The sequence below is a fragment of the Granulicella sp. L46 genome, from assembly GCF_009765785.1.
Taxonomy (GTDB): Bacteria; Acidobacteriota; Terriglobia; order Terriglobales; family Acidobacteriaceae; genus Granulicella.
The window spans coordinates 225689-240141 of record NZ_LMUT01000007.1; the positions used below are offsets into that span (position 1 = coordinate 225689).

A 14453-nucleotide genomic window follows, 5' to 3' on the forward strand; every position below is an offset into this window, starting at 1 on the left:
TCGCGGAGCATGGCGATGGATTTGATGTCGAAGCCGTGCTGGGAGAGGATGGTGCGGACGAAGGCGCAGAGGTCGGGGGAGCTGTCGATTAAGAGGACGCGGCGGCCCTGCTGCTGTTGGGGTTTCGCGGTCGGCGTGGATTTCTGGAAGGAGCTTAGGGCGTCGGCGTCGGTGGGGTAGGAGCGGAGGACGGTGGTGAGCATGGTGTGCTCGAGTAGGCTGGCGACGAAGGGCGAGGAGGCGGAGAGGCGGAGGTCGCCGCTGCGCTTGCGGAGGGCGGCCATGTGGCGGACGATCAGGCCGAGACCCATGCTGTCTAGGCGATGGACTTTGGCCAGGTTCAGGATGATTTTCGCGGTCGCGTGGGAGCAGCGCTCTAGCTGGGCTTCGAGGGCGGTGGCCTCGGGGCCGAGGGTGATGGCGCCGTCGCAATTGAGGATGTAGATGTTGTCGGTGAACTTGGTGGTGAGGTTCAGTGGCATGCGCGCTCGTGGGAGTGGGTTGCCATGAATAATACAGGGGTCCTGCGCGGACGGCGAACATTGAGCGCGTCGCCCGCGTTCGGGATGCGCCACGGAGGCTAGAGGTGGAAGACTCTGTCGGCGGCGAAGACTAAGCCGAGGGTGACGAGTGCGATGACGACTTCGCCGATGGCTCCTACGAGGAAGGGGCGGAGGCCTTGCTTGCTTAGGTCGCGGAAGTTGGTGCGGAGGCCTACGCCGGCGAAGGTTAGGAGGAAGGCCCAGCGGGAGAGGTTGCCGATCGCGAGCAGGCCGGGCTTGGAGAAGAAGCCTACGCTGGCTAGTAGAGAGATGAGAAGGAAGCCCAGGACGAACTTGGGGAACTTTGTCCAGAGGAAGGCTGCCTTGTTCTGGATGCCGGCGGCCTGGCCTTTCGATGCCCAGTAGATGGCGTAGCCGAGGACTACGAAGCCGATCATGGCGTTGCGGCAGGTTTTGACTAGGACTGCGACTTTGCCGGCTGCGTCGGAGTAGAGGGCTCCGGCGGCGGCGGTTTCGGCGGTGTTGTCTACGGCGAGGCCTGTCCAGACACCGTAGGCGCGGTCGCTGAGGTGGAGCGCGTGTCCGACGAGAGGGAAGACGAAGAGGGAGATGGCGCCGAGGGCGAGGATGGCGGCGATGGCGAAGGAGGAGTCTTCCTCGTCGGCTTCGATGGCGCCTTGTGCGGCGATGATGGCGGAGACGCCGCAGATGGAGGAGCCGACGGCGAGGAGAGAGACGAGCTTCGGCTTGAGATGGAAGGCCTTGCCGAGGTAGGTCATGAAGGCTAGGCCGAGGGCGATCTCGACGAAGACGAGGAGGAGGGCGATGCCGCCTAGCTTGGCGATGTCGCCGAGGATGAAGCGGGCGCCGAGGAGGACGATGCCGGTCTTGAGCCAGAACTCGTAGGTGGCGACGCCGCGGCGGAAGAGTTCGGGGACGCCGATGGTGTTGGCGATGAGGAGGCCGATGAGGATGGCCCAGAGGACGTACTCGATGTTGGGGAGGACGAGGTGGTGGGACTTGCCGTAGCGGGCGATGAATTGCTCGATGAACTTGCCTGCGTAGCCCACGGCGGCGAGGAGGAGGATGCCGGGGATTAGGCCTAGCGGGTTGGTGGTGGTGGGTTTAGTTGCGGTGGGCTTGGTTGCGGTGGTCGCGGCTTGGTTGATGGCGATGGTGTTGGGCATGGTGGGCTCCGTTACCAGGGGACGACTTTGAGGATGCCGATGCGGACGAGGAGGGCGAGGGTGAGCGAGAGGAGAACGGCCCAGGTGTCGAGGGAGAGGCGGCGCGCGGGTGCGGGCATAATGCTCCTTTGGGGAGCCGCTGGACGGATGGAGGTTCGTCAGGCTGGCTTATGGAATTGGAAGGAGAAGGGGGCGCGTGAACGGAACGGACGAATCAGAACGTTCAGCGGCAACAACAGCGCGGACAACATTGGGAGGTGCGTCGCGACTGAGTTTGGCGGGACATGTGTTTTAGATGTATCAGTTGCGGGAAAGTGGTGCAAGTTTTTCGGGTGCGAATTCACGGGGCGTTCATGCGCGGGGGTGGATACCCCCCTCCCCACCCCTTAAGTCATACCTCTGCTCTAAAGTAGTCTCGATGCTGGGGTTAGGGGTGAAAGTACCCCTCCCTCGGGTGGAGAAGATGGCGCTAAAGTAGTCTCGTCACACGGGTTATGGGTGGAGTATGACTTTCTAAAGGACTTAGCTGGTTTTGAGGCAGCAGGGTGGGAATTGTGTTGGTGTTTTGGGGGCTATCTCTATTGTAGTTGGTGGGTGGGGGTAACTATGCCAAGTTTTGGAAATATAAATCGCCAGTGTTTATAGGGGGTTTGGTGGTTTCTGGGGTGCTGGGGGGCTTGACAGGGTTCTGCGGTCCTGCGCGGACGGCGAGGGCTTCGCGTGGCTGTCGGTTGGGCGGGGTGGGCGGGGGCGGGGAAGGCAGGTTGGTCGCTCCGCCTGCGGCTGCGCTCCGGCCTTCGGCAGAGCGGTAGGGCCGAAGGCCCGGCGGGTTTATGGCACGGCTGAAGCTCTTATGCTTTCTTATCCCAACCTATGACGACATCATTTTCCAATGTAAGGCGAAGCTTGTAGCGGTTCACGCCCGTTTGGTTGTACTTCCAAGTCTGTCGCTTCTTGGTCTTTAGGAGGTGGTCGTCTATGGCAACTGGTCTGCCTATAGAGTCGATGAGTTGCTGGTCCGTTTGTCCCTGCCAAAAGCTACGCTTCATGATTAGTTCGACTACATTCTCATCCCCGTATTTTTCGAGCAACTGCGCCCGGCGCGCAGCGCGAGCGCGGATGCGTAGTAGGAGGAACCCTACGGCGAGGCCGATCAAGATGGCGACTACAGCGAGGGGGCCGACGGCGTCTGACGCCTCGCGGATTATCCAGAGTGGGATGCCAATGATGAGGCCGAGTGCTAAGAGCGCTCCCAGCGCCTTATCCTGATTACGCCTTCTAGCCACGATAATTCCTCTGCTTCGCTAGTTTGATTGGCCCGGTAGGCGAAAGTTTAGCAGGCGTAGCGCTTGCGGACCAGCAGATGCAATCCAGTCGCTCCGCCTGCGGCTGCGCTCCGGCCTTCGGCAGAGCGGTAGGGCCGTTGGCCCGGCGGGTTTATGGCACGGCTGAAGCCGTGCCCCTTCGATGCACTTGAGCCGCTGAGTCGAGAGACTAAGCACATAACGACGCGCCGCTCAGTGAATAATCCTTCTTAGTTTCTGCGCAGGTTATAAATCTAAGCGTTCCGAGTTCGCCGTCTCGATCGACTGAATTTGTATCCTCTGGTCGGATTCATTTGCCTTGCGGAGAGCGGCCGAAACAAGTACGCTTTCGCAAGCAATCCAAATCAAATCCGGGGATTTACAAATTGAGCAAGAGTCGCCCGTTTTCTATTCATCTTCTGAAGCCCAACTTTGACGGTACTAACTCCCTCAAATCCAACCATAAGCTATTGCCTGTAGACGGCAAAGATTTGCCTCCAGGGTCGAGCGTATTTGTATTGGATGCTCCCTCTTCGCTGCCTTGGTGGAGGAGCTATTTAGGAATCACTGCGGAATTGCGGCAAGCTAGAAAAGGTGCCTTGTTGTTCGTTCCTATCCAAGATAGGTGTTTCGCCCTAACTTTTGGACTTGTTTACCACAATCTTAGCGATGACAGTATCGAGCATGATTTCGGTTTGCGGGTAACGCTCAACTGCGTGGACCCTAAAGAGCTCCGAAGCACAGACACAGTCGATCCAGGTGCTGCACGTAGAAAGCGTACGCAGATGCCTATGGGTGCTGATCTCACCTTTTTCGATTTTGATCGAGACTCTTCGGTGGTGAAAAGTATCACTGGAAAGGTCTCAGCGAAGTACGAAGAGCTCTTTCGCCACGTAACAGGCGCGAGCAGCTTGAGCATCAGCCTGGACTGCTCTGCTAAGGAACTCGGCGGGAGATGCGCCCAACTGTTGGAGCTCTATAACAGCGAAGTTTATAAAACAACTTTTCCTGATCTCCAGAATATAATGCCCGTTCGCGATGCGGGGGTGATTAACCAACTGAATGCTGCTCTAGTATCCGCGGTTAGGGAGGGTGACGACAGCCTGTATCTTGTCATCCCCGAAATCGTCGATTACTCAAGCGGCGTGCACTATGTTGCGTTCACTGGAGAGGGGCCGAGCCTGCTATATGAGGATGTGTTTTTCGGCACTTACATCGAATATCTAATTAAAAATGCAAAGGACAGAACAAGTCTGTCACTGGACGATCTAAAACGCCAAGGCGTTGACCTCTGTGATGACGATGAGGTGCGAAAAAAACATTATTCGGTTTATCGATGTCTTATGTTTGAGACAAAATTCGGAATTGAAGAACAAACATATCATCTACTCGAAGGTAAGTGGTACCGAGTCGAAGATTCTTATGTACAGCGCCTGAAGAGCAAGCTCGATCCGCTTTGCGTCGATTTGGGAATGCCGCCGTATTCACACGACAATGAGGGTGCATACAACAAGGCAGTCGCCATAGCTGATAAATCTTTCATCTGCTTAGATCTTGCTGATATTAGCCCCGACGGACAGTCTCAGATTGAACCATGTGACCTTTATCGAGTCGAGGGCGGGGCTGGTCTTCTGTATCACGTCAAGCGATCTACCGTTTCAGCGCAGTTGAGCCATTTGTTCAATCAGGGTACGAACGCCTTCGAAATTCTCCGTATCGAAAGCGCATCGCGCGGCAAGTTGGGGGATCTTATCGTCAAAGTTGCTGGCCAGAATAATCCGCTTTTTCCGGAAGCACCCTTGAGTTCTAGAGCATTTGGTGTGCGCTTTGTGATTGTGACTCACAAAAGTCCAACAAAGAAATCTGATAATCTCCCGCTCTTCTCCCGAATCTCTTTGAATCGTACGGTCAAGCTCTTCGAGTTAATGAATGCGGAGTGTCTCTACGGATTTGTCTCTGACGTTTCGCCCAAGAAGGTGGCTAAGCCAAGGAGCAGAAAGAAAAAGCCGGAGGCGGCACCTTCCGGTACTGAGTCGTCCGCCGAACCGCTCGTTGTTGATTAGCTTATCGTCCGAATCTTTGGCCGCCGCCCATTTGGCTCATTAGGCGTTGTTGCATTTTGCCTCCGCCTGAGCCCATGGTCTTGAACATTTTGCTCATTTGCTGGTGTTGACGGAGGAGGTTGTTGACCTCTTGTACCGTGGTGCCGCTGCCGAGGGCGATGCGCTTGCGGCGGCTGCCGTTGATGATGGCGGCGTTGCGGCGCTCCTTGGTGGTCATCGAGTCGATGATGGTTTCTACGCGGGCGAATTGCTTCTCGTCGACGCTGCCGGCGGCTTGCTGCATGGCGGCGAAGGGGCCGACCGAGGGGAGCATCTTCATGATGGATTGCATGCTGCCGAGCTTCTTGATTTGGCGGAGCTGCTCGCGGAAGTCTTCGAGGGAGAAGCCGTCGCCGGAGAGGGCCTTCTTGGCGAAGTCGGCGGCCTTGGTCTTGTCGAGCTTTTCTTCGGCGCGCTCGAGGAGGGTCGCGATGTCGCCCATGCCGAGGATGCGGGAGACGATGCGGTCGGGGTGGAAGGCTTCGAAGGCGTCGGGCTTTTCGCCGGTGCCGAGGAACTTGATGGGTTGGCCGGTGATTTGGCGGATGCTGAGGGCGGCGCCACCGCGGCTGTCGCCGTCCATCTTGGTGAGGATGGCGCCGGTGATTTGGAGCTTGTCGTTGAAGGCCTTGGCGGAGTTGACGGCGTCCTGGCCGGTCATGGCGTCGGCTACGAAGAGGATCTCGGTGGGGGAGAGAAGCTTTTTAAGCTGGGCCATCTCGTCCATGAGGGACTCGTCGATGCCCAGGCGGCCGGCGGTGTCGACGATGAGGATGTCGCAGGCGGAGTTGACGGCTTCGCGGCGGGCTTCTTTGGCCAGGCGGAGGACGTCGTCGGTGCCGTGGGTCTGGGTGGGGTCGAGCTTGCCTTCGTAGAGTTGGGCTCCGATGGACTTGGCGACTACCGCTAGCTGCTCGCGGGCGGCGGGGCGGTAGACGTCGACCGAGACGAGCAGGGGGCGGTGGCCACCCTTCTTTAGCCACTGGGCCAGCTTGCCGGAGGATGTGGTTTTGCCGGAGCCTTGCAGGCCGGCCATCAGGATTACTGTTGGGGGTTGCGAGGCGAATTTGAAGCGGGCCGTGTCCGTGCCGAGGGTGGCGATGAGTTCGTCGCGGACGATTTTTACGATTTGCTCGGCGGGGGAGAGGGCTGTCGTGACCTGCGAGCCGAGGGATTTGGCGCGGATTTTTTCGATGAGGTCGCGGGCTACGTCGAGGTTGACGTCGGATTCTAGGAGGGCTACACGGATCTCGCGGAGAGCTTCGTTGATGTTCTCGTCGGTGAGGGTGCCCTGGCCGCGGAGGGTCTTGAAGGAGCGTTGGAGTTTGTCGGAGAGAGTTTCAAACATGGCTATAGGTAGTTTAGCAGTGGAGATGGGGCCGAAAGGTGCCCAAGATGTGCGGCTGCAAGCTTGGTGGCGGGTCCTTCGGCTGCGCAATTCGCAAGTGCGTGAATTGCTCCGCTCAGGATGACAGATTTTGGGTGGAGGGATGGTGGAGGGGAGTAAGACGTGGCGAGGGAGGTACGGGGGCTGGCGGTTGGGGGAGGGGGGCGCGAGAATCTAGGGATGAAGACGGCGTCAAATGTTGGGAGTAGCGGGGAGATGCTGCGCGAGTATATGACGCACTTGCGGGTGGAGAAGGGGCTGCGGCCGCTTAGTTGCGAGGCTTATCTGCGCGACCTGGAGATGTTTGCGGAGTTTCTCGAGGGCGGCGGCGCGGGGGGCAGTGGGGTGAAGACTTTCTTGAGCGCGGAGCAGGGGGACGTTAGCGGGTTTATGCAGCATCTGCGAGAGCATGGGGTGCAGTCGCGGTCGATTGCGCGGAAGTTGAGTTGCGTGCGGGGGTTCTATAAGTGGCTGCTGGTTGAGAAGCGGGTGACGCGGGATCCTACGGTGAATATTGAGTCGCCGTCGAGTTGGAAGGTGCTGCCCAAGTCGCTGGCGGAGAGCGAGGTTGGCGAGATGCTGGGAAAGACTGGTGTTGCTGCGCGGGCGGCGGATGCTAGTGGGGCCGCGCTGCGGGATCATGCGATGTTGGAGTTGCTGTATGCGGGTGGGTTGCGGGTGGGGGAGATTGTCGCGCTGCGGCAGGAGGATTTGCGGCTGGAGACGGCTAGCGTGCAGGTGAGGGGGAAGGGCGATAAGGAGAGGATTGTGCCGATTGGGCGGTCGGCTGTCGAGGCGCTGGAGGCTTATGTGGCGCGTGGGCGGAGAGAGTTGTTGGGGAAGTCGCTGCAGAGAGCGTTGTTCCTGAGCGTGCGGGGGAAGCCGCTTACTACGCAGATGGTTTGGAAGATCGTGCGGGCGCTGGATCGGCATGCTAGTCCGCATAAGCTGCGGCATAGTATGGCTACGCATATGGTGGAGCACGGCGCGGACTTGAGGACCGTGCAGACGCTGCTGGGGCATGCGGATATTGCTACGACGCAGGTGTATACGCATCTGGCGATTGATCGGTTGAAGACGGTGCATCGGTTGCATCATCCGCGGGCTACTCGGAGAAGTGGGGTGGAGGCATGAGGGGGCAACGGACGGTTCTGCTGATTGTGCTGGCTGGGGCGGCGATTGCGTTTGTCGTGAGTGAAGTGCGCGGGCATAGCTTCCAGGTGCTTGCTTTGCCGGGCATCCACTTCGCGATGGCTATGAGGACTGACCTGCGGATTTCCAGTCTCTTGCTGGTGTTTGTTGGGAACTGGATTTTCTATTCCGCGGTTGTGGGGTTGGTGCTGTGGATTGCTAGAAAGGTTCAGGCGCGTCGGCATGGGTAAGCAAAACTTTTTCGGGCTGGCGGAAAAATTTCTCGGGATGATGCGGGATGAGCGGGGGGCTAGTGAACATACGTTGCGGGCTTACTCGCGGGAGGTGCGGGGGTTTGCGGAGTTTTTGACGGAGACGCTGGGGGAGGGGGCGGTGATGGCGTCGGTGGAACATGCGCATATTCGCGCTTATATGGCGACGCTGTTGGATAAGGGGTTGACGAAGGCTAGCGTGGCTCGGGCGCTGGCCGCGATTCGGAGCTGGTTTAAGTGGGCGGCTAAGGCTGGGTTGGTGGAGAGTAATCCTGCGCTGTTGGTGAGCACTCCTAAGCTGCCGAAACATTTGCCGCGGGTGCCTAGTATGGAAGAGGTGAATCGGGTGTTGGATTCAATGACGCCTACGGGAAGAGCGGTGGAAACCCATGTCTCAGAAGCGAGACATGGGGCACCCAGATCTATGGGCGGTGAAGAGGTTGCTAGCTGGCCGGAGAGGGAGCGGGTGATCTTTGAGTTGTTGTATGGGTGTGGGATTCGTAACTCGGAGTTAGTGGGGTTGGATATGGATGCGATCCATTGGCGGGATGATGCGATTCGCGTGTTTGGTAAAGGGAAGAAGGAGCGGCTGGTGCCGTTGGGTGATGCGGCGGCGGAGGCGGTGCGGGCTTACTTGCCTCAGAGGCAGTCGAAGCTGGAGGGCGTGGGGATGGGCAAGCTGGTGCACGATGGGCCGCTGCTGATTCGGTTGCGGGTGGGGGTGGCGAAGGGTGGGGCTCGGCTGACTACGCGGAGTGTGGGGAGGATTGTGAAGTCGATTGCGCTGAGCCGGGGGTTGGCCGCGGATGTGCATCCGCATACGCTGAGACACGCGTTTGGAACGCACATGCTGGAGGAGGGGGCGGATCTGCGGGCGATCCAGGAGATGCTGGGGCATGAACGGTTGTCGACTACGCAGCGGTATACGCAGTTGACCGTGGGGCAGGTGCAGAAGGTTTATGACGAGACACATCCGAGGGCGAAGTGAGAACGAGTTGTCAGTTCTCAGTTGTTAGTTCTCAGTTTCAGGCGTTGGGTTTCCAGAGGCCTACTGTGTTGCCTTCGGGGTCGCTGAACCAGGCGAAGGTGCCGGTGGGGATCGGGACTGGTGGGACTACCGTTTTGCCACCGGCGGCTTCTACTTGCTGGAGGCTGGCGGCGACGTCGTCGGTTTGGATGTAGAAGTGGGTGAATTGGTGGGGCTCGTGGCCGAGGGCCGCGATGTGGCCGGCTATGCCTTCGGTTGAGCCGGTGTTGATCATGCCCATGGGGCCGGGGTCGATGGACCAGCCGAAGACGTTTTGGTAGAAGGCGCTGGTGGTTTCCTTATCTTTGCAGCCGATTTCGAAGTGGACTACGGGGTGGGCCATGGTGGTCTCCTTTCAGTTTGCGAGGAGTATCGGAGGAATCTTCTGGCAGGTCAAGTCAAACGTGATTGAAAAAATCAGCGGAAGCGGATGAGGTAGATGGCCATGGCGATACCGAGGAGTGCGAGGATGATCGCGAGGGAGATGGCGGTGCGGGAGGGTTGGCCGGGCTGCCAGGTACCGGCGGAGAGTTTTCTGACGGTGCGGAAGTGACTGAAGACCGAGGTGATGTTGATCAGGACGCCGAGGGCTACGAGCGCAACGCCGATGATGACGGAGTGGGTGGTTTCGGTTTCGGCTGGGGCGTGCTGGGTTGAGGAAAGCTCGCGGAGGAAGAGGCCGAAGCGGCTGACGGCGAAGCCAACACCCATGAGGCCGAGGCCGGTGCGGATCCAGGCTAGGAAGGTGCGCTCAGCGGCGAAGTAGACGCGGGGGTCGTCCTGGGGCGAGTCGGGCATAAGAGTAATGGTAGCTGGCATGGGTGGAGAGCGGAACAGACAGCAGATTCCCAGAGGAAATGACAGAAAGAGAGGCAAGGGCAAAAGAAGAAGCAAGAGCAACAGCAAAAGCAAATGCAAATGCGGGGGTCCTTCGGCTGCGCCTCAGGATGACGGCGAAAGGCGTTTTGCCCAATCCGGCGGCGTGGGCCTGTTCTTTATGCGGCGGCCTGGGATAGTTGCTGTTCGAGCAAGTGCATAAGGGCGGATTCTTCGGGGCGGAGAGCGTGGGGCGCGGAGTTGGCGGAGGGCTTGAGATCGGCGAGGAGGGTGGCCATCGCGCCGGTTAGGTACGCGTCGAGGACGGCGGGGTGGATGTAGCACTTGCGGCAGACGGTGGGGGTGTTGCCGAGTTGCTGGGATACGGACTTGATGGCCTGGACGAGATTTTTCTTGAGCTGGGCTTCGGTGTCGCAGGGTTCGAAGTCGCGGAGGGTCATCGCGGCCAGTACCGTGCCGGCCCAGGTTCGGAAGTCTTTCGCGGTGAAGTGGGAGTCGGGATCGGTGATGCCGTCGAGGTAGGCGTTTACGTCGGTGGAGTCGATGGTGTGGGCATTGCCTTCGTCGTCGAGGTAGGAGAAAAGTTCGTAGCCGGGGATGTCGCGGCAGGTTTTTACGATGCGGGCGAGGCGGCGATCGGTGAGGTTGATGGTGTGCTCGACGCCGGACTTGCCTTTGAATTTGAAGGTGAGGCGGGAGCCGTTGATGTCGACGTGGCGGCGGCGGAGGGTGGTTAGGCCGAAGGAATTATTTTCGCGCGCGTAGGATTCGTTGCCGATGCGGATGAAGGTGGTTTCTAAGAGGCGGACTAGGGTGGCTAGAACTTTTTCGCGGGGGAGGCCGGGGAGGGTGAGGTGTTCGTTTACACGCTCGCGGATGGTGGGGAGGGTGGCGCCGAAGTGGAGCATGTGTTCGTACTTAGATTGGTCACGGACTTCGCGCCACTTGGGGTGGTAGCGGGATTGCTTGCGGCCTTTGGCGTCGCGGCCGGTGGCTTGCAGATGGCCGTTGGCGAGGGTGCAGATCCAGACGCTTTCCCAGGCGGGCGGGATGACGAGGGACTTGATACGGGCTAGGGTTTCCTTGTCTTCAGCGTTACGGGCACGGAGGGGTTTGTTGTCGGGGGTGCGGTAGGTGAAGCCGGTGCGGGTGCGGTGGCGGGAGATGCCGGGGCGGGTGTCGTATACGTAGCGCAGGCCGGCGGCGCGGGCGGAGTCGATTGGGTCGGGGATGGGGGCGGGCGCGGCGGATTGCTTGCGCGCCGATTTGGCAGGTGCGGGGCACATGGAGCCGTTAGATGCGGGGTTTGGGTCTGGAGAAAGTTTGATCCGGTCAAGTGTTGTAAGAGTGCGGAAGTTACTAGCCAACCCTTCGCGTTGCGGCAAACTCTCATGGTGCTGATGCGTGCGCGAGGCCATGCCACAACTGGCTGGGGAAGCCCGGGAAGCGCGATCACAGGAGATCAATCATGGCATTACAGGATGTTTTAGTCGACGAACTACGGGATATGTATAGCGCGGAAAACCAGTTGGTGAAGGCGCTGCCAAAGCTGGCTAAGGGCGCGAAGGACAAGGCGCTTAAGCAATTGTTTACCGATCACCTTGAAGAGACCAAGGGCCAGGTGCTGCGTTTGCGTACGGTGTTCGAACACCTTGGAGAGAAGCCGACGGGTGAGCACTGCAATGGAATGGAAGGCGTGATTGAAGAGGGTGCGGATGCGCTCGAGAAGGACGAGGAAGGTCCGTCGTTCGATGCCGGTATAGTGGGCGCTGCGCTACGGACGGAGCACTACGAGATCGCCGGATACCAGGCGGCCATTGCGATGGCGGAGACGCTGGGTCTGGACGAGGTGGTGCAGTTGCTGGAGGAGAATCTGTCGGAGGAGGAGGCTGCGGCGGAGAAGATTACTGCGGCGGCTAAGCCGATTCTGAAGGCGTCGGCGGAACAGCCTGCGGAGAAGAAGGGACCGAAGTCGGCGAAGGAGAAGTACTCGGCGAAGAAGAGCGTGGAGGATGAGAAGAAGGCTTCACCGGATTTGCGGCGGAAGAGTGCGTAGGTAATTTGCGGAGAAATGAAGCAGAGAGGCGGCCTGATGGCCGCCTCTTTGTTGGTGTCGCGCGTGGGGGCGGGAAGTTGCGAGAAGCAGATTCCCGGGGGGAATGACAGAAAGAAAGGCAAGGGCAAGAACGGGAGACAGCAGGTTCCTCGCTGCGCTCGGAAGGACAATTTCTTTCAGAAATTGTCAAAGAAAGGCAACGGCAATGCCAAAAGCAACGGCAACGGCAGCGGCAACGGCGAGGGCGAGGGCGAGGGAAAGCTAGGGGGCGGGTTTGAAGTTGAAGGTGGCTAAGTTCATTTGGCCTTCGGTGAGGATGTGGACGGTGAGGACGCTGCGGCCGGCTGGGAGTTGGAGGGTGGTGGCGTGGGTGAGGAGGTTCCAGTGGTGCCATTGGCGCCAGGCTACAGGCTCGTCTTTGCTGAAGGTGCTGGGGATGGTGATGGGTGCGGTGGGGACTCCGTTAACGTCGAGGGAGATGGTGCCGCCGCGGTTGGAGGTGTAGAGGAGGTCGGCGGTGTAGAGGCCGGCGTGGGCTACGTTGACGGTTAGGTTGAACCACTCGCCGGGTTCGGTCCAGCCGACGTAAAGCTGGCCGTCGGGCGGGGTGACTAGGTCGTAGGGGTTGTTGTCGATGGGGACTTTGGGGTCGTGGAACTTGGTGTAGGAAGTGTCGACGCCTTCGTGCATGCGGAACTCGTTGAGGTAGGTGCCGTTGGCAGGGTTGAGTTCGCCGCTGCCGTGATTGACGGCGTCGGTGTCGTGGTAGGCGATGCCTTCGCCGCCGAGGTCGTAGTAGGCGCACTGCACGATGCCGGGGATGGCTTGCGCGCCGATGGGGTGGTGGGCGTCGGTGTAGGGCGTGCCTTTGTAGGTGGTGAGGAAGTTCGGCGCGGTTTGGGCGGTGGCGAGGGGCGCGGTGAGGAGGAGGGCGGCGAGGGGAAGTGTGGCGAGCTTCACGTGAGATGGGTCTCCGAGGGTGCTTCGCCACTATACAAGGGCCGGCTGGAATTTAATAGCGGGGGATGGTGGGGTCGATGTGGGTGGACCAGGCGTCGATGCCGCCGGAGATGGATTGGGCTTTCTCGAAGCCTTGGCCGCGGAGCCAGTTGGCTACGGAGAGGGACCGGGCGCCGTGGTGGCAGACAACGAGGATGTGTGCTTCTTCGTCGAGCTCCTGGTGGGCGCGGCCGGGGATCTCGTTCATGGGGATGATGACGCTGGCCTGGATGTGCGCGGTTAGATATTCCCATGGCTCGCGGACGTCGAGGAGGAGGGGAGGGTGATCGGAGGCGAGGAGCGCGAGGGCCTTGGTGACGGTGAGTTCTAAATCCATAGGAATAAGGATACAAGGTGATCCAGTGGGGAAACACTGGCAGAAGGTACAGGCCGGGTCAGGTGTTGACGACAGTGACGGCGCGGTTGAGGTTGGCGTCGGTTTCTAGCTGGTCGACGAGGAAGTTGGCGAGGTCGGCACGAGTGATGGTGTGGCCGATGGCGTTGGGAGCGAGGATGTGGACCTGGCCGGTGGCGGGCGTGTCTTTGAGGATGGGCGGACGGACGATGACGTACTCGACGTGCTCGGCGGTGATGGCGGCTTCCTTGGTGGTTTTGTCCTGCGTGGAGCCGTGGAGGAAGGTGGGCATGAGCAGGGAACGGTACCAGAAAGGAGCCTGGGCGCGGCTGTTGCCGATGCCCATCATGGAGACGCTGATGAGGCGACGCACGCTCTCTTCCTGCATGGCGTGAATGATTGCGTGAATAGCGTCGGATTCGAGGTGCGTGGATTTCCATGGGGTGGTACCGCCGATGGTTTCGATGACGGCCTGCTGGCCGTGCATGGCGGCGAGGACGTCGGAGGGATTGGTGGCGTCGCCGGCACAGACGCGGACGTTGGGGACTTTGAACTTGATGGGGTCGCGGACGAGGACGGTGACGGTGTGGCCTTTGGTGAGGGCGCGCTCGACGACGAGACTGCCTGTTTTACCGGTGCCGCCGAAGATGATGACGTTCATGGGGAGAGACTCCTCGTGCGTTGGAAGGGTTAGGCCGGGGGAAGGAGTTCTGTCTTGTACTGTGGGGCAAGGGTTTCGGCTCGGGTGCGGAAGGCGGCCTGCTCGGTGGGAGTGAGAGGAGGAGGCGGCGTGGTGCGGGTGGCTACGGGCACGCCTACCTTGGCGAAGAAATCCTCCTGACCGGCGGGCGAGCAGATGCAGAGCATGCGTACGGGCTGGTTGCTGACGTTGTGGAATTGGTGGGGAGCGTTGGCGGGGATGTGGATGGTTTCGCCGGCTTTGGCCGTGGACTTCTGGCCGCGGAAGGTGGCTTCGATCTCGCCGTCGAGGAGGATGAAGGATTCTTCAAAGTCGTGACGGTGCGGGGGTGGGCCACCGCCGGGAGGGATGTGCATGTCGATGAGGCAATAGCGGCCGGCGGTGTCGTGGCCGGAAAGGAGGATTGTGTACGTGTCGCCGACGAGGCCGATGTGAGGGAGGGTGGAGCTGTCGGCTGAGGCGGCGACGAGCACGCGGGCGAGGTCGTCGGGCGGGATGGGGGTGGGTGCTTGCGTGGGTTGCGGGGCGCTGGCCATCGTGCATCTCCTGAACCGGTTACTGGAACCTGTTGGTGAGATGCACGATGGGGTGCT

The 14453-nt window shown here is 60.0% G+C and carries 17 protein-coding genes; 6 read left to right on the top strand and 11 right to left on the bottom strand.

The window, feature by feature from the left end; genetic code table 11:
* From GSQ80_RS06080 to GSQ80_RS06090, 3 genes are all read right to left on the bottom strand, one after another.
* A partial coding sequence (locus tag GSQ80_RS06080; protein ID WP_158786753.1) for an STAS domain-containing protein occupies window positions 1–482 on the bottom strand: 482 nt, incomplete at its 3' end.
* A gap of 98 nt (window positions 483–580) precedes the next feature.
* Window positions 581–1690, bottom strand: coding sequence for a YeiH family protein (locus GSQ80_RS06085; RefSeq protein WP_158786754.1), 1110 nt, complete (start codon window positions 1688–1690; stop codon window positions 581–583).
* A gap of 851 nt (window positions 1691–2541) precedes the next feature.
* Window positions 2542–2976: a hypothetical protein gene (locus GSQ80_RS06090; RefSeq protein WP_216850154.1), complete on the bottom strand. Its 435-nt coding sequence runs from the start codon at window positions 2974–2976 to the stop codon at window positions 2542–2544.
* A 404-nt stretch (window positions 2977–3380) separates the two neighbouring features.
* Here GSQ80_RS06090 and GSQ80_RS06095 point away from each other — a divergent pair, with 404 nt between their 5' ends.
* The gene (locus tag GSQ80_RS06095) at window positions 3381–5057 is read left to right on the top strand and encodes a DUF6119 family protein (RefSeq protein WP_158786755.1); all 1677 of its coding nucleotides are present in this window, start codon (window positions 3381–3383) and stop codon (window positions 5055–5057) included.
* Window position 5058: 1 nt separating this feature from the next.
* Here the strand turns inward: GSQ80_RS06095 and ffh are convergent, their stop codons facing one another.
* Window positions 5059–6444, bottom strand: a complete 1386-nt coding sequence (gene ffh, locus GSQ80_RS06100) for a signal recognition particle protein (protein WP_158786756.1) — start codon at window positions 6442–6444, stop codon at window positions 5059–5061.
* A 219-nt stretch (window positions 6445–6663) separates the two neighbouring features.
* Here ffh and GSQ80_RS06105 point away from each other — a divergent pair, with 219 nt between their 5' ends.
* Genes GSQ80_RS06105 through GSQ80_RS06115 form a run of 3 tightly spaced genes read left to right on the top strand, consistent with a single transcriptional unit; the run spans window position 6664 to window position 8874 of the window.
* A complete protein-coding gene (locus GSQ80_RS06105) occupies window positions 6664–7617 on the top strand; it encodes a tyrosine recombinase (protein ID WP_158786757.1) in 954 nt (317 codons plus the stop codon).
* Complete coding sequence (locus GSQ80_RS06110) at window positions 7614–7865, top strand: hypothetical protein (protein ID WP_158786758.1); 252 nt, start codon at window positions 7614–7616, stop codon at window positions 7863–7865. The genes GSQ80_RS06105 and GSQ80_RS06110 overlap by 4 nt, the downstream gene beginning before the upstream one ends.
* Window positions 7858–8874 (top strand): tyrosine-type recombinase/integrase, encoded by a 1017-nt coding sequence (locus GSQ80_RS06115; RefSeq protein ID WP_158786759.1) that lies wholly within the window; start codon window positions 7858–7860, stop codon window positions 8872–8874. The genes GSQ80_RS06110 and GSQ80_RS06115 overlap by 8 nt, the downstream gene beginning before the upstream one ends.
* A 37-nt stretch (window positions 8875–8911) precedes the next feature.
* Here GSQ80_RS06115 and GSQ80_RS06120 read toward each other — a convergent pair whose 3' ends face one another.
* The 3 genes from GSQ80_RS06120 to GSQ80_RS06130 form a co-directional block, all read right to left on the bottom strand.
* Window positions 8912–9256: a VOC family protein gene (locus tag GSQ80_RS06120; protein ID WP_158786760.1), complete on the bottom strand. Its 345-nt coding sequence runs from the start codon at window positions 9254–9256 to the stop codon at window positions 8912–8914.
* Between the two features lie 74 nt (window positions 9257–9330).
* Window positions 9331–9732 carry a YidH family protein gene (locus GSQ80_RS06125; RefSeq protein ID WP_254059468.1) on the bottom strand — a complete coding sequence of 134 codons (402 nt, stop codon included), beginning with the start codon at window positions 9730–9732 and terminating at the stop codon, window positions 9331–9333.
* Window positions 9733–9908: 176 nt separating this feature from the next.
* Window positions 9909–11168, bottom strand: a complete 1260-nt coding sequence (locus GSQ80_RS06130; RefSeq protein WP_254059469.1) for a DNA topoisomerase IB — start codon at window positions 11166–11168, stop codon at window positions 9909–9911.
* Between the two features lie 50 nt (window positions 11169–11218).
* Between GSQ80_RS06130 and GSQ80_RS06135 the strand changes: the two genes are divergently transcribed.
* Together GSQ80_RS06135 and GSQ80_RS06140 are read left to right on the top strand one after the other, a co-directional pair.
* Entirely contained in the window at window positions 11219–11806 is a 588-nt protein-coding gene (locus GSQ80_RS06135; protein ID WP_158786762.1) for a ferritin-like domain-containing protein, read from the top strand.
* A 15-nt stretch (window positions 11807–11821) separates the two neighbouring features.
* Window positions 11822–12100, top strand: a complete 279-nt coding sequence (locus GSQ80_RS06140; RefSeq protein WP_158786763.1) for a hypothetical protein — start codon at window positions 11822–11824, stop codon at window positions 12098–12100.
* Here the strand turns inward: GSQ80_RS06140 and GSQ80_RS06145 are convergent.
* The 4 genes from GSQ80_RS06145 to GSQ80_RS06160 are packed head-to-tail and all read right to left on the bottom strand — an operon-like array spanning window position 12068 to window position 14396.
* Window positions 12068–12766: a hypothetical protein gene (locus GSQ80_RS06145; protein WP_254059470.1), complete on the bottom strand. Its 699-nt coding sequence runs from the start codon at window positions 12764–12766 to the stop codon at window positions 12068–12070. The genes GSQ80_RS06140 and GSQ80_RS06145 overlap by 33 nt on opposite strands.
* Before the next feature lie 52 nt (window positions 12767–12818).
* Window positions 12819–13142 carry a rhodanese-like domain-containing protein gene (locus tag GSQ80_RS06150; protein ID WP_158786764.1) on the bottom strand — a complete coding sequence of 108 codons (324 nt, stop codon included), beginning with the start codon at window positions 13140–13142 and terminating at the stop codon, window positions 12819–12821.
* Window positions 13143–13200: 58 nt separating this feature from the next.
* Complete coding sequence (locus tag GSQ80_RS06155; RefSeq protein WP_158786765.1) at window positions 13201–13821, bottom strand: NAD(P)-dependent oxidoreductase; 621 nt, start codon at window positions 13819–13821, stop codon at window positions 13201–13203.
* A gap of 29 nt (window positions 13822–13850) precedes the next feature.
* Entirely contained in the window at window positions 13851–14396 is a 546-nt protein-coding gene (locus GSQ80_RS06160) for a cupin domain-containing protein (RefSeq protein WP_158786766.1), read from the bottom strand.
* Window positions 14397–14453: the final 57 nt, after the last annotated feature.